General features: G+C 51.9%; 22 protein-coding genes. 13 read left to right on the top strand and 9 right to left on the bottom strand.

The genetic code is table 11. The features are described 5' to 3' along the window. Positions 1-8: 8 nt before the first annotated feature. Genes hisA through hisB form a run of 3 tightly spaced genes read right to left on the bottom strand, consistent with a single transcriptional unit; the run spans position 9 to position 2,005 of the window. A complete protein-coding gene (gene hisA / locus ACXJJX_RS00220) occupies positions 9-743 on the bottom strand; it encodes a 1-(5-phosphoribosyl)-5-[(5-phosphoribosylamino)methylideneamino]imidazole-4-carboxamide isomerase (protein ID WP_456430741.1) in 735 nt (244 codons plus the stop codon). A 12-nt stretch (positions 744-755) separates the two neighbouring features. Further along, a complete protein-coding gene (locus ACXJJX_RS00215; RefSeq protein ID WP_456430740.1) occupies positions 756-1,430 on the bottom strand; it encodes a hypothetical protein in 675 nt (224 codons plus the stop codon). Beyond that, a complete protein-coding gene (hisB, locus tag ACXJJX_RS00210) occupies positions 1,430-2,005 on the bottom strand; it encodes an imidazoleglycerol-phosphate dehydratase HisB (RefSeq protein WP_456430739.1) in 576 nt (191 codons plus the stop codon). Before hisB ends, ACXJJX_RS00215 begins: the two co-directional genes overlap by 1 nt. 97 nt (positions 2,006-2,102) lie before the next feature. Here hisB and ACXJJX_RS00205 point away from each other — a divergent pair, with 97 nt between their 5' ends. Together ACXJJX_RS00205 and ACXJJX_RS00200 are read left to right on the top strand one after the other, a co-directional pair. After that, positions 2,103-2,444: a hypothetical protein gene (locus tag ACXJJX_RS00205; protein ID WP_456430738.1), complete on the top strand. Its 342-nt coding sequence runs from the start codon at positions 2,103-2,105 to the stop codon at positions 2,442-2,444. Positions 2,445-2,535: 91 nt separating this feature from the next. Continuing rightward, the gene (locus tag ACXJJX_RS00200) at positions 2,536-4,302 is read left to right on the top strand and encodes a TIGR03790 family protein (protein ID WP_456430737.1); all 1,767 of its coding nucleotides are present in this window, start codon (positions 2,536-2,538) and stop codon (positions 4,300-4,302) included. On the opposite strand, the gene ACXJJX_RS00195 is transcribed toward ACXJJX_RS00200, so the two are convergent. Then, positions 4,299-4,904 (bottom strand): TetR/AcrR family transcriptional regulator, encoded by a 606-nt coding sequence (locus ACXJJX_RS00195; RefSeq protein WP_456430736.1) that lies wholly within the window; start codon positions 4,902-4,904, stop codon positions 4,299-4,301. The genes ACXJJX_RS00200 and ACXJJX_RS00195 overlap by 4 nt on opposite strands. Positions 4,905-5,072: 168 nt before the next feature. Here ACXJJX_RS00195 and purD point away from each other — a divergent pair, with 168 nt between their 5' ends. From purD to ACXJJX_RS00170, 5 genes are all read left to right on the top strand, one after another. Continuing rightward, positions 5,073-6,803 (top strand): phosphoribosylamine--glycine ligase, encoded by a 1,731-nt coding sequence (gene purD / locus ACXJJX_RS00190; protein WP_456430735.1) that lies wholly within the window; start codon positions 5,073-5,075, stop codon positions 6,801-6,803. Next, a complete protein-coding gene (locus ACXJJX_RS00185; RefSeq protein ID WP_456430734.1) occupies positions 6,803-7,456 on the top strand; it encodes an L-threonylcarbamoyladenylate synthase in 654 nt (217 codons plus the stop codon). Before purD ends, ACXJJX_RS00185 begins: the two co-directional genes overlap by 1 nt. 112 nt (positions 7,457-7,568) lie before the next feature. Beyond that, complete coding sequence (nrdD, locus tag ACXJJX_RS00180) at positions 7,569-9,665, top strand: anaerobic ribonucleoside-triphosphate reductase (protein WP_456430733.1); 2,097 nt, start codon at positions 7,569-7,571, stop codon at positions 9,663-9,665. An 89-nt stretch (positions 9,666-9,754) separates the two neighbouring features. Further along, entirely contained in the window at positions 9,755-10,054 is a 300-nt protein-coding gene (locus ACXJJX_RS00175; RefSeq protein ID WP_456430732.1) for a thioredoxin domain-containing protein, read from the top strand. A gap of 64 nt (positions 10,055-10,118) precedes the next feature. Further along, entirely contained in the window at positions 10,119-10,340 is a 222-nt protein-coding gene (locus ACXJJX_RS00170) for a NifU family protein (protein WP_456430731.1), read from the top strand. A gap of 5 nt (positions 10,341-10,345) precedes the next feature. Here the strand turns inward: ACXJJX_RS00170 and ACXJJX_RS00165 are convergent, their stop codons facing one another. Then, positions 10,346-10,822, bottom strand: a complete 477-nt coding sequence (locus ACXJJX_RS00165) for a 23S rRNA (pseudouridine(1915)-N(3))-methyltransferase RlmH (protein ID WP_456430730.1) — start codon at positions 10,820-10,822, stop codon at positions 10,346-10,348. Between the two features lie 81 nt (positions 10,823-10,903). Between ACXJJX_RS00165 and selA the strand changes: the two genes are divergently transcribed. Both selA and ACXJJX_RS00155 read left to right on the top strand, forming a co-directional pair. Then, positions 10,904-12,310, top strand: coding sequence for an L-seryl-tRNA(Sec) selenium transferase (selA, locus tag ACXJJX_RS00160; RefSeq protein ID WP_456430729.1), 1,407 nt, complete (start codon positions 10,904-10,906; stop codon positions 12,308-12,310). Next, positions 12,270-13,907, top strand: a complete 1,638-nt coding sequence (locus tag ACXJJX_RS00155; protein ID WP_456430728.1) for a tetratricopeptide repeat protein — start codon at positions 12,270-12,272, stop codon at positions 13,905-13,907. The genes selA and ACXJJX_RS00155 overlap by 41 nt, the downstream gene beginning before the upstream one ends. Here the strand turns inward: ACXJJX_RS00155 and ACXJJX_RS00150 are convergent. Next, positions 13,816-15,321: a two-component system sensor histidine kinase NtrB gene (locus ACXJJX_RS00150; RefSeq protein ID WP_456430727.1), complete on the bottom strand. Its 1,506-nt coding sequence runs from the start codon at positions 15,319-15,321 to the stop codon at positions 13,816-13,818. The two genes, ACXJJX_RS00155 and ACXJJX_RS00150, sit on opposite strands and share 92 nt — an antisense overlap. A 237-nt stretch (positions 15,322-15,558) precedes the next feature. On the opposite strand from ACXJJX_RS00150, the gene ACXJJX_RS00145 reads away from it, so the two are divergent. From ACXJJX_RS00145 to aroB, 4 genes are all read left to right on the top strand, one after another. Further along, positions 15,559-16,323 (top strand): MBL fold metallo-hydrolase, encoded by a 765-nt coding sequence (locus ACXJJX_RS00145; protein ID WP_456430726.1) that lies wholly within the window; start codon positions 15,559-15,561, stop codon positions 16,321-16,323. A 300-nt stretch (positions 16,324-16,623) separates the two neighbouring features. After that, complete coding sequence (gene trpB / locus ACXJJX_RS00140) at positions 16,624-17,820, top strand: tryptophan synthase subunit beta (RefSeq protein WP_456430725.1); 1,197 nt, start codon at positions 16,624-16,626, stop codon at positions 17,818-17,820. After that, on the top strand, positions 17,817-18,623 hold the full coding sequence (gene trpA, locus ACXJJX_RS00135) for a tryptophan synthase subunit alpha (protein ID WP_456430724.1): 807 nt from the start codon (positions 17,817-17,819) through the stop codon (positions 18,621-18,623). The genes trpB and trpA overlap by 4 nt, the downstream gene beginning before the upstream one ends. Then, positions 18,620-19,705: a 3-dehydroquinate synthase gene (aroB, locus tag ACXJJX_RS00130; protein ID WP_456430723.1), complete on the top strand. Its 1,086-nt coding sequence runs from the start codon at positions 18,620-18,622 to the stop codon at positions 19,703-19,705. The genes trpA and aroB overlap by 4 nt, the downstream gene beginning before the upstream one ends. Before the next feature lie 3 nt (positions 19,706-19,708). Here aroB and ACXJJX_RS00125 read toward each other — a convergent pair whose 3' ends face one another. From ACXJJX_RS00125 to metK, 3 genes are all read right to left on the bottom strand, one after another. Then, positions 19,709-20,701 (bottom strand): CDP-alcohol phosphatidyltransferase family protein, encoded by a 993-nt coding sequence (locus tag ACXJJX_RS00125; RefSeq protein ID WP_456430722.1) that lies wholly within the window; start codon positions 20,699-20,701, stop codon positions 19,709-19,711. A gap of 99 nt (positions 20,702-20,800) precedes the next feature. After that, complete coding sequence (ahcY, locus tag ACXJJX_RS00120) at positions 20,801-22,057, bottom strand: adenosylhomocysteinase (RefSeq protein WP_456430721.1); 1,257 nt, start codon at positions 22,055-22,057, stop codon at positions 20,801-20,803. Positions 22,058-22,083: 26 nt separating this feature from the next. Next, positions 22,084-23,244, bottom strand: a complete 1,161-nt coding sequence (gene metK / locus ACXJJX_RS00115; RefSeq protein ID WP_456430720.1) for a methionine adenosyltransferase — start codon at positions 23,242-23,244, stop codon at positions 22,084-22,086. Positions 23,245-23,270: the final 26 nt, after the last annotated feature.

The raw sequence follows: 23,270 nt of genomic DNA, 5'->3' as shown, positions 1-23,270 counted from the left end.
CTACCAGACTACACGTGGGATTTTTGGGCCAGAGCAATGGCCTCGCGAAGATTAAGGCTTCCGGTGTAGATAGCCCGACCGGTGATGACCCCCTCAAGACCTAGGGGCTCAAGAGTAAGAAGGCGACGGATGTCATCAAGGTTGGACACCCCTCCGGCCGCATACACCGGGACAGAAACCGCCTCCAGCAAAGAGCGGGTCTTCTCTATATTGACCCCACTGCGGGTACCGTCCCGGCTGATATCCGTAAAGATAATGGCTCGGACTCCGGCCTCTTCAAAAAGACGGGCCAGATCGAGAAAATAGACCTCTACTGTGTCCACCCAACCCGAAACAGCAACCTGATCCCCCCGGACGTCGATACCCACAACGATTTTGTCCGGAAAGAGTCGACAAGCCTCCCGGACCAACTTTGGATCTCGACAGGCCACGGTCCCCAGGATAATCCTATCGATCCCTAAAGAAAGATATTTTTCAATGGTTTCAAGATCGCGAATACCGCCTCCTAACTCCACAGGTATACTCACCACTTTCAGGATCTCCATGATCTCTTTAAAGTTTACCGGACGGCCTTCAATGGCTCCATCAAGGTCAACCACATGGAGAAGTTCAGCCCCTTCATTCTGCCAGCGAAGGGCCACAGAAGCCGGATCCTCAGAAAAGACAGTCTCTTTATCCATCTGCCCCTGGAAGAGCCGAACACAGCGACCACCCTTAAGATCAATAGCCGGCACTACTAACATCCAACCACCTCTTTAGTTTGAAGTCTTAAGTCTTAAGTCTGACCCGGAAGGAAGATAGGGAAAGTCTTTAAGGATCCGGGCCAAGCCCCTCTTGGCCAGTTCATTGGCAGTAAGCCAACGAAAACGACCATAGAGCGATAAAGATAAAATATTCTCTGAAAGCGGCTTCTGGGTCTCGTCAAAGCTGGCCCTCCAAATAAGGGCCCCATCTTCAACCCGAATGAGATAAAGGGCAAAGGCCACAGAGGCCGGACGAACAACAGAGTAGCCGGTACCCTCTCGTTCCAGCCAGCGGAAGACCTTCCCATAGAGCACTGCCTCTGCCTCCAGACGTCGACCGATAGCCTGGATAAGGGCGATAGGGCTGGCCCCTGGCCTTTCAGCCAAAACAGAGGCCCAAAGGCCTCGGGCCTGCCCTGGGGAGACTAGGCGAAAACGCCTGTCATTTCCCAGATGCCGGAATAGAAACTGGGTAAGGGTTTCGACCTCCTCCTCTCCCACTGGAGAGGCCCGAAAGGTCTCCCCAGAGATGGCGCAGGTGATCATCTCCCCGGTTTGCCCCGGACAAACTGGTTCAAAGGGCAAGACCGCAATCCGCTCAAATCGAGGATAAATGACCAGATCCCTCTTAGCCGCACAGGCTGAAAGCAGAAAAAAAACCAGGGAAAACACCCCCAGACGCAACATCAGAGTACTCCTTTTGTTGAGGCTACCCCTTGATCCCCAGGGGCTGTTGCCTGACGGAGGGCCCGCCCCAGGGCCTTAAAGGCGGCCTCAGCCATATGGTGGGCGTTTTCCCCGTAAGGAATCTCCACATGAAGAGTAAAAGGGGCTGTGTAGGCCAAGGCTTTGAGAAATTCTTTGACCAGTTCGGTGTCAAAAAGGCCAATCCTTTCTACGGGAAACTCGGCCCGGAAGACAAGGTTTGGCCGCCGACAAAGATCCAGACAGACCCGGGCCAAGGCTTCCTCCATAGGAATTACCGCATAGCCGTAACGAGAAATCCCGCTCCGATCCCCAAGGATCTCTCCCAGGGCCTGCCCCAGAACAATGCCGATGTCTTCGACCAGATGATGATAATCAACCTCTATATCGCCTCGGGCTGAGACCTCCAGTAAAAAGCCCCCATGGGCGGCAAAAAGATGAAGCATGTGATTGAGAAAACCAATCGGCGTATCCAGATGAATGGAGCCAGGATCCAGGGAAAAACGTAACGAGACCTGGGTCTCGTTAGTCTGACGTTTGAGAAAAACCTCTTTCACCACACCTCCTCACTAAGCACTTAAGTAGCCAGAACTTCCTGCCGAATATAGCGAAGAGTCATTAGAAATACCGGGGGTCCAGGACAGATTCAAGAAGATGAAAACCCAAAAAGCTCCCCTAGACATAGCCAATGTTCAGGAAATGCTTGAAAAACTAAGTCAAGAACTCCGGATAAAATTCTTCCACCTTCGAGACATTCCCGAGGCTGTCACCTGGGCAGAACGAGGTTACATCGCCGTCCATGAAAATTTCCGCACCCGCAGACGGCGTTCCTACCATGTAATCTGCGGCCGCAAAGAACCTCTCCAGCGTTTTTGCCAGCTGGTCGGGCTGCCAGAATCGGCCATTACTGCTTCAGAATTTTACCGCTTTTGGCACCTGACTTGGTACCCTGACGGCCCGGCTCCCCCAAAACGCCCACGTTCAAAAGCCGCCTAAAAACAACAAAATAGCAAAAAAAATATCCCTTGACAATCAAGGGGCCGACAAAGTTTAAGAGAGTCTTTCGACAAGCAAAAGTGGACAAATCATGAAGTTGCTTTTTTTCATTATCCTTTTTTTGTCCCTTGGTTATCCTGCCTGGGGAGGTCATCCTTTGGGAGACCGAGTCCTGGTAGTAGCCAACAAGAACAGCCCTGACAGTCTGGAAGTAGCCCATTATTATCTTAAAAGGCGCCAGATTCCCAAAGATCATCTCCTGGTCATTGAGACCTCAGAAAAGGAAGAAATCAGCCGCCGAGAATTTGAAGAAAGCATAAAGATCCCTATTGCCCGCTTCATTGAGGCCCGGGCCTGGTGGGATAGAATCCTCTTTATCGTCCTCACCCCAGGAATCCCCCTTAAGATAAAAGGATCTGGAGGCCGAAAAGGGCATCATGCCTCGGTGGACTCAGAGCTTTGTCTCCTTTATCGGGATATGCTCTATGGCCCCCATCGTCTCTCAGGCCCTTTACCCAATCCCTATTTTGCTACCCCCATTCATCAGCCCTTTGGACACCAGGACTATGATATTTATTTGGTAACCAGATTGGCTGGTTATTCTAAGGAGGCCGCCTTAGCCCTCATAGACAGGGCTTTTAAGGCCCGGGCCTATGAACGGCCTAAGTTTCTTCTCAACGCTAAGACACCGGGCAGAAGGCCAGGGGACAACTGGCTTTATGCTGCTGCCCTTCTCCTTAAGAAAAAAAGGACCCGAGTGGTCTTTGAATGGCGCCAGTTTGTCACCGAAGCCTACAATCTCATGGGCTACTCCTCCTGGGGATCCAATGACCCCCGATACCCCCGAGACCGTAGGCTCAAGTTAAGTTTTCTCCCCGGGGGACTGGCCACCACCTTTGTCTCCACCAATGCCCGGACCTTCAGACGCCCCCCTGTAGACTGGAAGATCGGCCGTTTTGGTAAACCGCTCACCTACTTTGCCGGTTCCCCTCAGTCCCTCATTGGCGATCTTATTGAGGCCGGAGTCACCGGAGTGGCCGGAAATGTCTATGAACCATATCTTTCGGCCTGTGCTAGGCCGCATCTTCTCTTTTCGGCCTATCTTGCCGGCCGTAACTTGGCCGAAAGCTTCTACCGCTCCCTCCGCTATCTCTCCTGGCAGGAGGTGGTCATCGGTGATCCTCTGCTGTCCCCATATGGCCCCTCTCAGGCCAGAGATGACACCAATTGGTATCTCTCGGGAAGATACTTCCAAAAGAGGAAAGCCCTTTATAAAAGGACCCGGGAGGCTCCAAAAAGCCCGAAGAAGTTAGTCTATCTGGCCGAGATTGCCGCCCGCCAGGGATGGGAGAAAAAGGCCCTCAAACACTTAAAAGAGGCCCTAAAACTTGATCCTCAGGGACCATATCGATTGATGATCGCCCGGCTCTATCTTGAACAGGGTAAAAAGAGGGCCGCCTACCAGGCCCTCTCTGGACCAATTCCCGAAAAAGCCCCCTTCTTAGTGGCCAAGGCTGACCTTCTTCTGGCCCTTGGCAAAAAAGAAGAGGCCTACTCCTTAGCCCAAAGGGCAAATCAGCTTGATCCAGGGACCGGAATCACCTGGCTCCTTCTTGGCCAGACAGCCCTGGCCACCGGAAAAACGGCCCAGGCCATCAAAGCCCTGGAGAAGGCCTGCGCCAAACTGGGTTTCAATCCCCAGGCCCTTTTCGGACTGGCCCAGGCCCTAAAGAAGGCAGGAGACGAATCACGAGCTGAAAAAATCTTTAAGGAGCTTTTAAACTATCCTGAAGCAGTTTTTCTCTTTCCCTCGATCTCCAAAGAACTAAAGGAGTTGGAGCGGAACCGAAAAAATTAGTTGTTGGGGTCCCGAAAATCCTCGGCAAGGATGCCCTCAAGGAAGAAGGAGCTTATCTGGCGGGCGGCCGTGGCAATGCTGTACTTCTTTCGGGGAGACAGAATCCAAAAGCGGGACATCTCATCAAGGGCTCCAAAGAAGGCCCTTTTAAAGACCCCCGGCATAACATCGGAGCGGAAAACCCCTTGGGCCTGCCCAGCCCGAACAATGCCCGAGATGATATTGACATATTCGGCAAATTTTTTGTTGCGATACTCCTTCATGAATTTAGTGCTTTGGCGGAGTTCCACTTGGATGACCTCAGCCAGATCCCGGTTCTCTTCCACCAAGGAAAGATGTAGATAGGCAAAACGTTCGAGCTTCTTCCTAGGATCTTCTATCTCAGCCAACTCCCCCTTGACCTTCTGAATAATGGCTCCCATTTCCTTTTCAAAGATGGTGATCAGGATGTCGTACTTGTTGTTGAAATAGAGATAGATAGTCCCATCGGCCACCCCGGCCTCCTTGGCAATCTCGGAGATGCGAGAATTAAAAAAGCCCTTGCGGGCAAAGACCCTGATGGCCGCTTGGAGAATTTTCTGCCTTTTGTCTCCCTGTCTCATAATTTACCCCTGAATGAACACCCATTCATCTATCTAAGTTAAACATCCTTTGTCAAGCATTCCTTGACACCTAGGCCGGGGGCTGGATAGGATAGCAGACCAAAATCCTCGCTGAGCCTTGATTTTGGACTTTTTTAACAGCCTAGGTCGCTTAAGTAGGAGGGAGAGATGAAGATTTTAGTTGTTGGTTCTGGAGGCCGAGAGCACGCCCTTGTCTGGAAACTTTCCCAGAGTTCCCTGGTGAAAAAGGTCTATTGTGCCCCCGGCAATGCTGGTATTGCGCAGGAGGCTGAATGTGTCCCAATCAAGGCCACCGACATAAAGGCACTAGTCTCTTTGGCTAAAAAGAGAAGGATTGACCTTACTGTAGTCGGCCCCGAGCAACCCCTGGCCGAAGGCATTGTAGATGCCTTCAGAAGGGCCGGGCTTAGCATCTTTGGCCCCGAACAGGCCGCAGCCAAGATCGAGGCGAGTAAGGTTTTTGCTAAGGAGTTGATGAAAAAATATGGCATCCCTACAGCTGATTTTGTTGTCTTCGCGGATCCCGATGAGGCCATTAAATATCTCAGAAAGGTAGGAGCCCCAGTTGTTGTCAAGGCCGAGGGATTGGCCGCTGGCAAAGGGGTTATCGTTTGTGAAAGTCTTGAGGCCGCCGAAGAGGCCGTTGATCTCATTATGAGACAGAAGGTCTTCGGCGAGGCTGGACGCCGGGTGGTCATTGAGGAGTGCCTTGAGGGAGAAGAGGCATCCTTTATGGTCATCACTGACGGGGAAACCGTCTACCCTTTGCCCTCCAGTCAGGATCACAAACGCCTCCTTGATGGAGACCAGGGGCCAAATACTGGCGGGATGGGGGCCTATTCACCGGCTCCGGTAATCAATGCCGAGCTCGAAGAACGGATCATGAACGAAATCATGAGGCCCACCATCGCCGCTCTGGCTCAAGAGGGCCGCCCTTATGTGGGGGTTCTTTACGCCGGATTGATGATCACTTCTAATGGCCCCAAGGTCCTTGAGTTCAACTGTCGCTTCGGAGACCCGGAATGTCAACCTCTAATGATGCGCCTCAATGGAGATCTGGCCGAGGCCATGGTTGCCGCCCTTGAGGGAAGGCTCAAGGAGATAGAGCTCACCTGGGATGAAAGGCCTGCGGTCTGTGTAGTCATGGCCTCTCAAGGCTATCCCGGCAAATATGAAACCGGGAAGGTTATTCGAGGGTTGGCCGCGGCTGGCCGGATGAAGGACGTCAAGGTCTTCCATGCTGGCACTGCCCGCAAAGGACGTCGGTTTATCACCGCCGGCGGACGGGTCCTGGGAGTCACCGCTTTGGGTAAGGATATTGCTGAGGCCATCTCTCGGACCTATCAGGCCGTAGAGAAGATCTCCTGGGAGGGCTGCTATTTCCGTCATGATATCGGCGCTCGGGCATTGAGGCGCCTTCGCCCCCCTCAGGTAGGCATCGTCCTGGGGAGCAAAAGTGATCTACCAGTGATCGAAGGGGCCCAAAAGACTCTGGAAGAGCTGGGCCTTAGCTATGAGGTGGTCGTTGCCTCGGCTCACCGGACCCCGGAAAAAGTCCGGGAGTATGCCACCCGAGCGGCCGCCAGAGGCCTTAAGGTCATTATTGCCGTGGCCGGACTGGCGGCCCACCTGCCTGGAGTCTTGGCCGCCCAGACCGAACTTCCGGTAATAGGGGTCCCGGTGGCCGCAGCTCTGGGGGGGCTTGATGCCCTGCTTTCCATCGTCCAGATGCCCAAGGGAATCCCGGTGGCCACTATGGCTATTGGCAAAAGCGGGGCCATAAATGCCGCTGTCTTGGCCGCCAGGATCATCTCCTTAAACGACCCTGAGGTGGCCAAAAGGCTAGCTGATTACCGGGCCAAACTGGCTCAGGGCTAATGGGGACCATTTTCCTGAGGGTTGAAACTAAGTCTTTAAAGGAAATCCTGGAGAAGGCCGTCCAAGTGCTCAAAGAGGGAGGCCTTGTCGCCTTCCCCACCGAGACCTTTTACGGCCTCGCTGTAGATGCCCTTAATAAGAGGGCTCTTTTGCGGCTGAGCCGGCTTAAAAAACGCCCCTCAGAGAAACCCTTTCCCCTGATCATCCCTGATATCTCCTGGGCCTTTCGCCTCTGGGAAGAGCCTTCTTCTTTGCTCAGAAGGCTTATTGAGGCCTTTTGGCCAGGGCCTCTTACCATTGTGGCCAAGGCCAAAATCGGTCTGCCCCAGACAATCCTCGCCCCCAATGGTACTGTAGCCCTAAGGATCTCGAGCCATCCTGTAGCCCTGGGGCTGGCAAAAGCATTTGGCGGCCCCATCACGGCCACCAGCGCCAACCCCGCCGAGGCCCTTCCGCCAACCACAGCTGATGAGGTCAAAGCCTACTTCGGAGAAAGCCTTGACCTCATCCTTGATGCCGGCAAGACCGAAGGAGGAAATCCCTCAACGGTGATCCTTGTCCAGGGAGAAAAAATCCACCTCATCCGCCCGGGAGTTATCCCCTTAGAGAAAATCTTCTCCCTTATTCACCATTTAAAAAATAATCAAATTTGAGAATGATTTTTAGCTTGACCCAAAGATCAAGATACTATATATAGTAGCCAGTTGCTAATTATACCCTAAATGTTGGATTTTATTCGTTTTAAAGATCACTTAGGAGGATGGGATGACCGCCACCGTCTATGAGCTTAAGAGAAAAGAGGTTCCCGCTGACGCCACAGATGTAGCCCTCTTTGTCCGCACCTCGGATGAGGATATGGAGGGCTGGAATCGGGAGAAGATCGTCTCGGCCCTCTTGAGGGAGACCTTGGTCGATCGAGACACAGCTGAAGCCGTAGCTCGAGAAGTGGAGGAGACTATCAAGGGCTCTGGGATTAAGATGATTACGGCCCCCCTTATCCGGGAGTTGGTCAATGCCCGCCTTATCGAAAGGGGTCTTGAAGACGCCAGACGTCGGCACACCCGTCTGGGGGCTCCCATCTATGATGTGGAATGTCTTCTTGTCCAGCCAAATAAAGAAAATGCCAATGTGCCCCATGGCCCGGAGGCTACCAATCTGACCTTGGCCGAGTGGATCAAGAAGGAATATGCCCTTCTCCGCGTATTCCCTGCTGAGGTGGCCGATGCCCACATGCGGGGAGACATCCACCTTCATGATCTCGGTTTTATTGATCGTCCCTACTGTTCTGGTCAGTCTTTGGAATACATCAAGAAATTCGGCCTCAACCTACCTCACTCCTTGGCCATGGCCAAGCCGGCCAAACATCCTGAAGTCCTTCTGGCTCATATGGTCAAGTTTTCGGCGGCCCTTCAGTGCCATTTTGCCGGAGCCATTGGCTGGGATGCGGTAAATCTATTTTTTGCTCCCTATCTTGAGGGACGTTCTGATGCCGAGGTCAAGCAATTGGCCCAGATGCTCGTCTTTGAATACAGCCAGCAGGCCGTAGCTAGGGGAGGCCAGGCCATTTTTTCAGACATCAATCTCTACTGGGAAGTCCCCAAGCACTTCGAGAATGTACCGGCAATCGGTCCGGGTGGTAAATATACTGGCAAGACCTATGGGGAATATCTTCCCGAGGCCCAGCGCTTCCTTTGGGCCATCTTTGAAGTCTATCGCGAAGGAGACGGGGCTGGCCGCCCCTTCTTCTTCCCCAAGCCTCTGGTCCACATCACCGAGAAGTTCTTCCATACCCCGGGCTGGGAGAAGTTCCTCCGCCACATCTGTGAGGTAGCAGCTGAGAAGGGAAATACCTATTTTGTCTTTGATCGGGGTGAGACAGCCAAGATCTCGGAATGTTGCCGTCTGTCCTTCAAGCTTGAAGAACAGGATCTGGCCGATGCCAATACCCCCTGGAAGATGCGCTATTCGGCCCTCCAGAACGTAACCATCAACCTCCCCCGGATTGCCTATGAAGCCAAGGGAGACGACACCCGACTCTTCAGCCTTCTTACCGAACGCATGCTTTTGGCTGCCCAGGCCCATCGGGAAAAAAAGGCCTTTATCGAAAAGCTCTTAGCCTACGGGAACACCGGTCCCCTGGCCATGCTCAACATGGACCTTGATGGAGAGCCATATCTTCGTCTTCACCGGGCCACCTATCTCATCGGCATGGTCGGCCTCAACGAGATGGTTCAGTATCATCTAGGAGAAGAGCTCCACGAATCATCAGAGGCCTTCAAGTTCGGACTAAAGATTATTGCCCACATGAACCTAGTGGCCAAAAAACTCTCTCGGGAATACGGAATGCGCTTTGTCCTCGAACAGACCCCGGCTGAATCCACAGCCTATCGCTTCGCCAGGCTGGATCTCAAAGATTTTTCAGAGGCCGAAAAGGTCATCAAGGGCAATCCGACCCGGGGTGAGGTCTACTACACCAATTCTACCCTTTTTAACGTCGGTGCCCCTGTCTCCCCTATTGATCGCATCCGTTATGAAGGTCTCTTTCACCCCCTTATCGAGGCCGGGGCCATCAGCCACATCTGGCTTGGGGAGGCCCGACCGGATGCCGGCGCCCTCTGTGATCTGGTGGTCAAAATATTCCGTCACACCCAGAATGACCAGGTAGCCTTCAGCCCGGAGTTTACCCACTGCCTTGACTGCGGGCGAACCACCCGGGGTCTTTCTGACCGCTGCCCCTTTTGCCAAAGTAGCAATGTCGATGGGATTACCAGGATCACTGGATACTTCACTCGTATCTCCTCCTGGAACAAGGGCAAAAGGGGTGAACTCTCCGATCGTTTCCGCAATAAAGGATACTTTTAGCCTCTATCCACGGGGCTGTCTCAGGAGACGGCCCCGTGGATAGAGACAGCACACATTCCTTAACCTTAAAAAAATCAAGGAGGAAGGCCATGATCCTTTTTACAAAAGACGATTGCCGCCTCTGCCAGACCCTTAAAAAGCTCTTTGACTTCAAGTCCTTGGGGATTCGTGAGGAGAAGCTCACCGGTGACAATGCCGATGCTCTAGCAGAGTTGGCCTGGTATGGGCTAGTTGAGGCCGCCCAAAAAAAACTTCCCATTTTGGTGCTTGACGACGGGCGAGCCCTTACAGCCTTTGAGGACATCATCACCTATCTGGCAACCAGTAATCTCCAAGGCCAGGGGAAAACCGAACTTCAGGGGTGCCAGGATGGGCTCTGTCGGCTCTAAAGTCCTTGTCAGAAAGGCCCCTACCGATTAGCATGCCTCTAACAATCCCCAAGAGGAGGGTTTTATGAAGGAAGCTGTTCAGGCCGCCCTGGAAAAAGTCCGTCCTATGCTCCAGGCAGACGGCGGAGATGTAGAATTAGTCGAGATCACCGAAGAGGGAATCGTCAAGGTCAGGCTAGTTGGCACCTGTAAGGGGTGCCCTATGTCTCAGATGACCCTTAAGGCTGGAATCGAACGGTTTTTGAAAAAAGAAGTTCCTGAGGTCAAGGCCGTCGAATCCGTCTGATCCCGTCAGTGGTGATAGCCTTCACCAGAGATTATCGTTAAGGCCCTAAAGATCTGCTCCACCAAGATGAGGAGAGCCAGTTCGTGGGGTAGGGTCAAGCGTGAGAGGGCCAGGATTTTCTTGGCCCTCTTTTTTACGTCTTGGCAGAGCCCGTAGGGGCCACCAATCACTAGGTAGATCTCTCTGATTCCCTGATCAGTTAGCCGTCGAAGCATTTCGGCAAACTCTAAAGACGTCAGATCATCTCCTTTTTCATCAAGGACTATGACGTATCCTTTCTTCGGGAGACGGGCCAGAATTTGTCTGGTATCCGACCTTCGGGCCTCCTCTGGTTTTTTGAGGCCAGAGTCCTTGATAGTTATCATTTCTACCGCAGCCAAATACCGTTTAAGCCTTGGAAGATAGGTCTCAAGGCCCTTTTTGACAAAGGCCGCCTTAGGATGACCAACCTGGACGATATTAATCTTTAAGGGAAACCTCATGGAATATATGATAACCGAAAAATCAGACTGAAAGGGGCAAAAAAACTTGAGCAGAAAGGGCTTTGTAGATAAAAAAGCCCCATGGAGAATAAGATAGCCAAACAGCCTCTTCTGAGGGCCATCCCTCAGACCAATGAGCTAATTGAACTCCTGAAAAAGGACTTCCCTGGTCTGCCCCATCAGCTGATTGCTCACAGTGTAAGAACGGTCCTGGAGGCCGAAAGGAGACGTATTCTGGAAGAGGAGACCCCCCGCCCCCCCGACCGCCGGCTTCTTCTTCAACGGGCCCTTGAGGAACTCAAAAGACGGCTTAATCCCAGCCTAAGGCCGGTGATCAACGCCACCGGAGTGGTCATTCACACCAATCTCGGCCGCTCCCTACTGCCCAAGGCGGCCATCGAAGAGATGCTCTCCGTGGCCGACCGTTATTCCAACCTTGAATTTAATCTGGAAAAAGGCCAGCGCGGTTCCCGCTACGCCCATGTAGAAGAAATTCTGTGTGAACTTACTGGGGCCGAGGCGGCCTTGGTAGTCAATAACAACGCAGCTGCCGTCTTGATCACCCTGGAGACCTTGGCCAGAGATCAGGAGGTCATTGTCTCCAGGGGAGAGCTGGTCGAGATCGGAGGTTCATTCCGTATCCCCGATGTTATGGCCCGTTCAGGGGCCATCCTCCGAGAGGTAGGCACCACCAACCGTACCCATCTCAGAGACTATGAGGCGGCCATTGGCCCGGAGACCGCCTTGTTGATGAAAGTCCACCGGAGCAACTTTCAAATAGTAGGCTTTACCAAAGAGGTCTCAAGTGCTGACTTGGCCCAACTGGCTCACAGCTATGATCTCCCAGCTGTTGAGGACCTAGGCAGTGGCTGTTTTATAGATTTTTCCCGCTATGGTCTTCTTCGGGAACCTACCGTCCAGGAGATCCTGAAGGCCGGTGTCGACGTGGTTACCTTCTCGGGAGACAAGCTCATGGGAGGCCCCCAAGCCGGCATCATCCTGGGCCGGGCCGATCTTATTAACAAGATCAAGAAGAATCCCATAAATCGGGCTGTCCGGATAGATAAACTCACCCTGGCCGCCCTTGAGGCCACTCTGCGCCTTTATCGCCATGAAGCAACGGCCATCAAAACCATTCCGACTCTAAGACTCCTGACCATGACCGAAGAAGAGATCAGTCGGCGGGCCAGACGGCTCCTTCGACGTATACGCCAAGCGCAGATAAAAGGAGCAGAGTTTGGGCTCCTTAAGGTTTTCTCTCAGGTGGGCGGAGGGGCCTTACCCTTGGCCAACATCCCCTCTAGAGCTATCTTTGTTCGGTCCCAAAGCCATCCGGTGGTAATCATTGAGGAGAGACTCCGACGGCTCGATTATCCCATTGTTGCCAGAATTGAAGAGGAAGTCCTTCTCCTTGATGTCCGCACTATAAAAGATGAGGAGTTTCCCTTTGTCGTCCGAGGTCTCAAGCAGGCCCTTGAAGGTCTCTGATCTTCGTCAACTTCGGGAACCCCTTACTGAATCGCTCCAGGGGCTTTTACCAGCCCGTAAGGTGGAATATGTTCCCCCTGGAGGGCAGGAAGAGGTCTTTTTCTTTGATCTTTTAAGCAAAAGGGCTGCCATTCCTTTGAGTCTAGATGGTCTCTCCCTAGGAACGGTCCATCTGGAACAAATAGATCCGGGCGTCTTGGGTCCAGAGCTCCAAAGATGGGCTCCACTTCTGGCCTCCTTTATCTTCAATAGAGTCCGAGAGCTTAGAATAACTCTCTTTGACCTAACTGGACGACCCAATATTTCCTTTCTCAGGGCTAAGCTCCAGAAGATAGACGAGGAACTCGAACTTCTTATTTATCCTTTTGGGCTCTCTGGGGAAGACCCCGGTTTTGCTGTTACGAATCGTCTTGAGGCCCTTTTAGGGAAAGATCTAGAAGACAGGGTCCAAAAGCTCTCTCTATCTCTCTGGAAACAGGGTAAAAGGGGGCCAATTATCCACGCCCGAGCCCCGGGCAGAATCTTGATTAATGAGGCCCTAGAACTTCTCGACCTGGCCCAGGCCTTTGGCTTCAGCCTACTTTCCTCGCCTTCGGCTAGAGAATTCTTAAGTCGTTTTGGCCTCAATGGCCTAAGGCCAAAGCAGATCACACTCCCGCGCCACCAAAGCCTTATTCTCTTTAGGGGCCAGGGAATCCCTGGCTTGAAGATTCTCTTTGATCAAGGGGGAACAAAGATCGCCCTGAGTCCCCTTTCGGCCCAAGAGTTGGCCCGAAGGTTTAAGTCCGGACCCGTGGGGATAGTAGAGATCAGCGCCTTGGCCTCAAAGAGAACCCCCCTCGCCCAGGCCCTTTTCGCCTTCGAACATGCCCGACTTCTGGGTCAGGAGGCCAAGGTCATACTTGATGACCTCTCCTTCCAGGTCGGAGGGGATATTTATCTTTCCTTTAATGACCGGGGGGCAGCTGTTTGGGCCTACCAGATGGCCCTTAGACTCAATCCCCAAAATGTTGACGCTGCCAATTCGCTGGCGACTGTCCTGGCAGAGATAGATCGGCCTCGGAGAGCCGTCCGCATCTTTAAGGATGCCTTAGCCTTGAGCCCACAAGACCCGATACTTCACCACAATCTAGGCCTTCTCTACGTCCGCCTTGGGCGCCCGGACTTGGCCATCAAACACCTCGAGAGGGCCTTTGATGTTGCTAAAGATCCTCAGGTGGCCCTGGCCTTGGCCAGGCTACTCATAAAAGAAAGACGTTTTGAGGAAGCGGTGAAACTCCTCAAAGGAATCAAAGACAAAGCCCAGGATCTAAAAGGTTTTTGGGGGATTTTAGGGGAGAGTCTCTTTGAGAGTGGACGTCTTGAGGAAGCCCTTGGGGCCCTTAAAGAAGCCGTTCGGCGTCGGCCTGATGATGCCCGATCTTTAAGCTATCTGGGATTGGCCTTTATGGAAATCGAGGGAGACGTGGAGATAGGGCTTTCCTTATGCAAGCAGGCCCTGGAACTTAAGCCTGATAGTCCCGTTGTCCAACGGAACTATCAGGCGGCGCTTGAACTTGGTCGTCTGGATGGGTCTTCTCAAGAATCTGTTGGATGAGGGAAAGGACCCGTTCTATTTTAAAGGGTTTGGCCAGAAAGTAATCAACTCCACTTTCTCTAAGCTCTTCAGAGGAGGTCTGCCAGCCAGTGACTAGAATTATGATGACCTCGGGATCTATATTTTTAAGGCTAGTCGCCAGACGTCGGCCACTTATCCCCGGCATACTCTGATCCGTAATGACAATATCATAAAGACCGGGGCTAAACTGCTCCAGGGCACTTTGACCGTCGGTAGCCAATTCTACCTGGTGACCAGCGGTCTCTAGAATCTCGGCTAAAAGGTCCCTTACAAAAGGATCATCCTCGACCACGAGGATCTTGGCCGTCATGGCTACCTCCTTGGACTCCGGCTCCTCTTCGGCCTCTAAAGAGGGATCCTTGGCCTTGGGTAGAGTGATGATAAACTTTGTTCCCTTGCCAGGATTGCTCTCTACCTCGATCTCTCCTCTGAAATGCCGTACCAGACTATAACAGATGGAAAGCCCCAATCCGGAGCTCTTCTCCCCTTTGGTAGAAAAAAAAGGATCAAATATGTAAGGTCTTATCTCTGGCGGGATACCACAGCCAGTGTCCTTAACGATGAGCCTTACCTGAGAGTCGAGATCCTCGGTCCGGATGTCGATAATTCCTCCCTGAGGCATGGCATCAAGAGCGTTTATGATCAGGTTGGTTAGGATTTCCCGAATCTGAGAGGCGTTCCCTAAGACAAAAGAACGCGATCTGAGATCTGTCCGGACTTCGTAGTGAATCCCCTCACTTTGGGCCGCAGTTTTCCAGCGGGGCCTGGTCATCTTGATAGCGTCAAGGACGACCTCATTGATGGCTACTGGATAGATCTCTCCAGCCTGACCTAACCGGGCAAACTGCTTGATTCTCTGAACGATTTCCGCCCCATCCCGGGCGGCCTTTTCTATAACCTCAAGGCGTCTTTGGGCCTTGGGGGAACATTCCTTTTTGGCCAAGCTAAGGTTGCCCTCAATCACGGTGAGGACGTTGTTAAGATCATGGGCCACACCGGCCGCCAGTTCTCCAAGAGCCTTGAGTCTCTCTAGCTGGACCAGGCGCTCCTCGGCCATTTTTTTAGCGGTAATGTCAATAAAAATCTCTAGGGCCCCAACTGGATGGCCCTCTGGAGACTTAAGCACCGAGGCATTCTTGAGGACATAGATCTTCTGTCCCGAGCTGCCCTTGAGGATACATTCTTGGCCCCAAATAGGTGGCGGTGACGGACGATCAAAAAGTCGACAGGCCTCACAAGCCGGGTTTTTTAGAAATTCAAAACATCGCTTTCCCAAGGCATCCTGAGCCCGATATCCGGTAATCTTTTCGGCCCACTGATTCCAGTAGATGATTATCCGGTCGGGACTAATAAGAACGGCTCCCCCGGGAACGCTCTCTAGAAGGACCTTCATCAAGGTTGAATATTCCTGACCGAGTGTAAAATCAACATCGCACGCACAAACCGGACCTGGCCTTAAAATGAAATTTTCCTGTGCCACCAGCTGACTCCCCTAAAAAGGCCCGAAAACCTTCCCCAAATCCTCTCTTAAGATCATTTCACTAGCCAAAAAAGCTCTCTCAAGTTATTTCTGCTCCAGACAAAAACATCTTTAGTTATTAATCGAACATCAAGGGAGGTTTATTAAAAAATGAGGATCACCATTCTGGGATCGGGAACAGGGGTTCCCACCCCTGAGCGGGCTCATCCATCTATTTTGGTAGAAATTGGCTCTTGTAAACTTCTTCTAGACTCTGGATCGGGTACTCTGCGCCGTCTCCTTAAAGCAGGTACCGAATATTATCAGATAGATATTCTCTTCTACAGTCATTTCCACCCAGATCATATTGCTGATCTAGTCCCCTTACTTTTTGCTCTCCGCTACTGGGGGCTTCCTCAAAGACCATCACCCATTCATCTTGTTGCCGGAGAAGGCTTCTCCCGTCTTTATCTGGTCTTGAGAGAGGCCTTTGGGCATTGGATAGAGCCCCCGGAAGGAGGGCTCAAACTCTATGAACTCCCCAGCGACACCCTGACCTCTTTGAAGATTATCCCTCAGGTACTCCTTAAAACCGGACCCGTCAAACACAATCCGGAATCCCTGGCCATCCGTTTGGAACATAAGGAAAAGGCCCTGGTTTATTCTGGAGATACAGATTTTAGTCCAGAGCTCGTCAGCCTCGCCCGGGGGGCTGATCTTCTAATCTGCGAATGTTCGACCCCAGAAGGGATGAAGATTTCCGGACATCTTGTCCCCTCGCTGGCCGGCCGGATGGCCCAAGAGGCCAAGGTCAAAAAACTGCTTCTTACCCATTTTTATCCTCCTTGCGAGGAGAGCAACCTTGTCGCCGCTTGCCAAAAGGAATTCTCTGGCGAGATTCTCCTAGCCCAAGACTTGGCTACTTATGAAATTTAATTATAAATTTAATTAAATAGCAGAATCAGTATTTAATAAATTATAGGTCTTACTACCCAGAAAAAACAAAATGATGATCAGAACAAAAAATTCTTAAACTCTATCAATCTATCCTCCATATCTCTACCCAGATAAGCTAATAGAACAGACGTCAAAAGTTCGGGAGTATATTATATTATAAGATTTTAGTGTAATAATATCTTAAAGAGATCATTCTAATTTTACGGTTCTTCCTCTAATTTTGCAAAGTTAGCCATGATATGTTAACCTCATCCTCCGTAAATTTTTGGGGGAAAATAGATGGCTTTTCCGGATCGCCGCGGACATTTTGGTCCCTTTGGAGGTCGGTTTGTTCCTGAGACCCTTATGCCGGCCCTGTTAGAACTTGAAAAGGCCTACCATAGATTTAAAAAGGAGCCCTCTTTTCAGAAGCAACTGGCCGAATTGTTTAAAGAGTACGTCGGTCGGCCCACCCCTCTTTATGAGGCCAAAAGGCTCTCAGAAAGCCTTGGAGGCCACTTACGGATTTTTTTAAAAAGAGAGGACCTCACCCATACTGGAGCCCATAAGATAAACAACACCTTAGGACAGGTACTCTTGGCCAAACGAATGGGCAAAAAACGCATCATCGCCGAGACCGGGGCTGGTCAACATGGAGTGGCCACTGCCACCGCAGCGGCCCTTCTGGGCCTTGAATGTCTCGTCTATATGGGGGCTAAAGACACCGTACGCCAAGCCATGAATGTCTTCCGAATGGAACTTTTAGGGGCTAAGGTGATCCCTGTCCACTCGGGAAGCCAGACCTTAAAAGACGCCATTAACGAGGCCATCCGGGACTGGGTGACCAATGTGGAGACTACCTACTATGTCATTGGATCTGTGGTCGGCCCCCACCCTTATCCAAGCATGGTCAGAGACTTCCAGTCTGTCATTGGTAAAGAAACCCGTCGCCAGATCCTTCAAAAGATGGGAAGGCTTCCCGACCTTCTGATTGCCTGTGTTGGCGGAGGAAGCAATGCCATGGGACTCTTTTACCCCTTTCTCAAAGAGAAACAGGTAAAAATGATCGGAGTGGAGGCCGCCGGCCGTGGTCTTAATTCTGACCGTCATTCAGCCACCCTTTGTGCTGGTAGCCCCGGGGTCCTCCATGGAGCGATGAGCTATCTCCTCCAAGACGAAGATGGCCAGATAAAAGAGGCTCACTCCATTGCTCCCGGGCTTGACTATCCGGGTGTAGGACCTGAGCATAGCTTTCTTAAAGAAAGCGGCCGGATAGAATATACCGCCGTAGGAGATGAGGAAGCCTTGGCAGCCTTTAGACTCCTTTCTGAAAAAGAAGGGATCATTCCAGCCTTAGAGAGTGCTCACGCCATTGCCCAGCTTATAAAAATGGCTCCAGATTTGCCTCAAGGATCAACTGTCATCGTCAACCTTTCTGGCCGAGGAGATAAAGACGTAGCGGCTGTGGCAGAGTATCTCGGAAGGAATCAAGAATGAAAGGAGTTGTCCGCATTAAAAGGGCCTTCGAGGAAGTCCGCAAGCGGAAAGAGGCAGCCTTGATACCCTTTATTGAGGCCGGGGATCCAGATCTTTCTGCCACCGAGGAACTTCTCCACGCCCTGGATGAGGCCGGAGTGGATCTGATAGAACTTGGCTACCCCTTTTCCGATCCTCTGGCCGATGGCCCCACCATCCAAGCAGCCGCCCAGCGGGCCTTAAGAGGCGGCCTTCGGATGGAGCAAGTGCTGGAGATGTTGGCTAGGGTAATTCCCAAAATCCGTCCTCCGATCCTCATCATGGGCTATTTAAATCCTTTTCTCCACTTTGGGCTCGAAGAGTTTGCCCGTCGGGCAGAAGTCATTGGCCTCTGTGGGACCATTATCCCCGACCTACCCCTGGAAGAGGCCGGCCACTGGCGCAAGATCGCCAAGGCCCATGGACTGGCCAACGTCCTCCTGGCCGCTCCCACCACCGGAGAAAAGCGCCTCGAACGGCTGGCCAAGAACACCTCCGGATTTCTCTACTACGTCTCAGTGACTGGAATCACTGGAGCCAGAAAAAGCCTGCCGCCAGACCTAGCCCTCAAACTGGATCTGGCTCGGGAATTGTCCCCAGTACCGGTGGCCGTAGGTTTTGGCATCGCCACTGCTGATCAGGTGGCTGCTTTAGCCCCCCATGCCGACGGCATTGTTGTCGGAAGTGCTATTGTCCGCCTGATCGCTAAGACTCCCAGAAAGACAATGGTCGAGGAGGTCTTTGGCTTCGTCAAAGCCCTCAAGGAGGCTACCTACAGATCATGAAGCTGATTAAGGTTCGCACCAAGCCAGCCTACGAGATTGAAATCCGAGGAGGGCTGCTCACGGACTTAGCGACCTCCCTTAAGGAAGAAAACTTTGGTGACCATTATTACTTGATCACGGATTCAAACGTCCACAACCTGATGGCCGAAGACCTAGTAGAGATGCTCAAGGAGAAGGGAATCCATGTAAGCCTTATCTCTTTTCCGGCCGGTGAAGCCTCAAAGAATATGGCCACTGTCGTCAATCTGGCCCGGGAGATGGTTCGCCTAGGGGCTGACCGCCGTTCAGCTATCATTGCCTTTGGCGGAGGGGTCACGGGAGATATCGCCGGTTTTCTGGCCTCCATCTATATGAGAGGAATACCCTACATCCAAATCCCCACTACCCTTCTCTCCCAGGTTGACAGCTCCGTTGGAGGCAAAACTGGAGTTGACCTTCCCGAGGGCAAAAACCTCTTAGGGACCTTCTATCAGCCTCGACGAGTCTATATTGACTATGCCGTCTTGGGGCTCCTTCCAAGAAAAGAGTTTCGCCAAGGACTGGCCGAAGTAGTCAAATACGGTCTTATAAAAAGCCAACGGCTCTTTAGTTATCTTGAACGACGGGCCCAAGAGATCATCCAACTTGAACCGGGGCCTTTAGAACACATCATTGCCGAAAGCTGCCGTATCAAGGCCTGGGTCGTCTCCAGGGACGAAAAGGAAGCCGGTCTTAGGCGGATTCTTAACCTCGGCCACACTCTGGGGCATGCCTTTGAGGCCGCCTCTTCCTGGAGGCTTCCTCACGGAGAAGCCGTGGCCATCGGCATAGTCGCCGCCGCCAGGATCTCAGAAAAAAGGGGCTTTATTTCTGAAGAAGTAACCGAAAAGATCCAAAAACTCCTCATCTCTTTAGGACTCCCTATACGTCTTCCCTTCGAGCTCTCCAAAGAAGCCGTAATCTCCTACCTTAAAAGCGATAAAAAGGCCGTCTCCCGTTGGCCGGTCTTTGTTCTTCTGAAAGGGATCGGCCAGACAATCTTTGACCCTGAAGTCCCCTCCGGGCTGGTAGAGGAGATTGCCGAAGAACTGGGGTGTCGATAATTCTTAGGAATAAAGAAGCCTTCGATGGTAGCGTAAGTCAAAGAGGGCGTAAGCTCCAAGGGCCAGGGTCAAAGCCGCTACTGCCCAAAAGAGGGGAACAAAGAAGGAGCCTCCCCAGAAAAGTGGCCAGATAAGACCGCGTTTTATGAAAGAAAAATCCCTTGAACCAGTCTCACAGACCAGAAGATCCACCCCCTGGCTCAAGAACTCAAAAGAAAGTGCCACCGGAATCAGCCAAGATGCCTCTGAGGATAGATGGGACAGGAGAAAGATCAAACCGAGGGGAGGAGCTACGGCCAGAAAAATCCTCAGCCCATTGGCTAAAGTAAAAGAAAGGCGCCTCCAGGCAAGCCTGATATACTGGAGCCCCGTGTACCAAGTAAAGGCAACAATGACCAAGCCGTAGATCCAGGCAGCCTCTGAGGGACCAAATAGGATTCGAACAAAAAGGGCCAAGGCAAAGAAGACCGCGGCTGCAAACCATCTTAAACCCAAACGGCTTTTAAAAAGGCCCATGACCAAAGTAGCCAAAAAAGGCAGGGCCAGGAGGGGAATAATTACCCGTTCTTCGGGCAAGAGATGAATCATTACCAAGAACCCGGCCCCGACCATCTGGACAGAGGTTTTGATCTTGGCCAAAGGAGTAACCGGAAGGCCTCCCTCGCCCGAAAGATAACGTCTTAACTCGGTTACCAGTAACTCCCGGAAGATGATAGCCGCCGCTAGTCCTAGAGGCAAATAATCCCGATAGGCCAAGGGGATATAGACCGCTGCAATAAAGACCTTGTCCGCAATGGGATCAAAGAGAATCCCAAAACGGGTAGCCCCATGACGTCGGGCCAGCCAACCATCGAGGTAGTCGGTAAAGCCCAGGAGCGAAGCCACCCCCAAGGCCGTAAACTGGGCCACATGGCCGCCATAATAAAGCAAAACACAGGGAATCGGCAAAAGAAGGATACGCAGAAGGGTTAGATGATTGGCCCGGACCTTAAACATGAAAGAAGCTTAGCCGAAAGAATTCGGAAAATAAACCTCACTGCCTGGTAAAAATTTTAAAAAATTTGGAATCTGGAGGCTCTGCCCCCAGATTCCAGACTAGGTTCCCATCTCCCAGGAGGATAGATACTTTTCCTGCTCCTCTGTGAGCTGATCTATCTTAATCCCCATGGAGTCAAGTTTCATCCGGGCGATCTCCTGATCAATCTCCTCGGGGACGGGATAAACTGTCTTTTTGAGCTTTTTGGGCCGTTTGGCCAGATATTCGCAACAAAGAGCCTGATTGGCAAAGCTCATATCCATAACGGCCGAGGGATGCCCTTCGGCAGCGGCCAGATTCACCAGACGACCCTCAGCCAAGACATAGACCTTGCGTCTGTTCTTTAAAGTATATTCAACGACGTTGTCCCTGATCTCCCTTATCTTGGTGGAGATCTCTTTCAATCCCTCGAGATCAAGTTCCACATTGAAATGGCCGGAGTTGGCTACAATGGCCCCATCTTTCATCTTCAGAAAATGTTCCTTGCGGATAACATTGATGTCTCCGGTCACGGTACAGAAAAAGTCACCGATTCGAGCAGCCTCAGCAATAGGCATAACGTCATAGCCATCCATGACCGCTTCAAGGGCCTTCAGGGGATCGACTTCGGTAATGATTACCCTGGCCCCCATACCTCGGGCCCTCATGGCCAGCCCCCGGCCACACCAGCCATAACCAGAGACCACAAAGATCGAACCCGCCAGGAGTCGGTTGGTGGCCCGGATAATACCATCGATGGTAGATTGTCCAGTTCCATAGCGGTTGTCAAAGAAGTGTTTGGTCTTAGCGTCATTTACAGCAATAATGGGGTATTTGAGCACTCCCTGCTCAGCCATGGCCCGCAACCGGATCACTCCGGTAGTGGTCTCCTCTGTGCCTCCCAAGATCTTGGCGGCCAGAGGTTGATATTCGGAATGAATAGTTGAGACCAGATCAGCCCCATCGTCCATGGTAATCTGGGGTTTGGTCTCGATTACGGCTCGGATATGGGCATAGTAGGTATCGTGGTCTTCCCCCCGGATGGCAAAGACAGGGATTTTGAGATGTTTGACCAAGCTGGCAGCGACATCGTCTTGGGTTGAGAGAGGATTTGAGGCGCACAGGGCCACCTCGGCTCCACCAGCCTTAAGAACGGCCATAAGATAGGCCGTCTCGGTGGTTACATGAAGACAAGCCCCTATCTTTACCCCTGAAAGGGGCTTTTCTTTGGCAAAACGTCGTTTGATTTGGGTGAGAACAGGCATATCCTTGGCCGCCCATTCAATCCGCAGTTTTCCCTTTTCGGCCAAAGCAAGATCTCTGATATCGTATTCCATCGCTGACTCCTTAGACTAAATCTTAATTAAAGACCGGCTTGTTCCTTGATCTTGTCTACCAAGTCTAATTTTTCCCAGGTAAACTCTGGCTCCAGACGGCCAAAGTGGCCATAACAGGCCGTCTTTTTAAAGATCGGCCGACGAAGGTTAAGATAGTCGATCATCCTGGCTGGCCGAAAATCAAAGTTGGTCTTGATGATCTCCAGGATCTTCTCCACCGGAATCTGCTCAGTACCATAGGTCTGGACGTTTATAGAGAGGGGATAAGGGACTCCAATAGCATAGGCTACTTGAACCTCGAGTTCCCTAGCTACCCCAGCAGCTACCAAGTTCTTGGCCACATAGCGGGCATAATAAGAAGGTGTACGATCGACCTTGGTGGGATCCTTGCCAGAGAAGGCCCCTCCACCATGGTGCCCCCGGCCCCCATAAGTATCAACGATGATTTTCCGACCGGTCATACCACAGTCGGCCAAAGGCCCACCAACTACAAAACGGCCGGTGGTGTTGACGTAATATTTGGTCTCGCCATTTATATGTTCGGGAAGGATGACCTTTTTGACTACCTCTTCGATAACGGCTTCTTTGAGCTCTTTATAGTTAACGTGGGGATCATGCTGAGCTGCTATCACCACCGAATGGACCGAAACCGGACGCCGATCAACATATTTGATTGTCACCTGGGTCTTCCCATCTGGCCGCAAGAAAGGAATAATGCCCTTTTTACGCACCTCGGCCAGCCTCATGGCCAGACGGTGGGCATACCAGATAGGAAGGGGCATAAAGTCCGGCGTCTCGTCGCAGGCATAACCAAACATAAGCCCTTGGTCCCCAGCACCGATCTCCCCGTTTTCCCGGTCTACTCCCATGGCAATATCCGGACTTTGCCGATCTATAGAGATGAGCACTGCACAGGTCTGCCAGTCAAAACCCAGATCGGAATGATTATAGCCGATCTCCTTAACCACTCCCCGGGCAATCACCGGATAGTCCACCCGGGCCTCGGTAGTAATCTCTCCAGCAATGAGGATCATCCCCGTGTTGACCAAGGTTTCACAGGCTACCCGAGCATAGGGATCTCGGGAGATAATAGCATCGAGGATAGCATCTGAGATCTGGTCGGCCACCTTATCCGGATGGCCCTCAGTAACCGATTCAGAAGTAAAAAGAAAATCTGTTGTGCTCATGGAGACTCCTCCTAAAACTTGATTTG

The organism is Thermosulfuriphilus sp., from assembly GCF_054026695.1.
The sequence above is the reverse complement of the archived record's forward strand: the minus strand, read 5'-3'. Positions and strand labels throughout refer to the sequence as shown.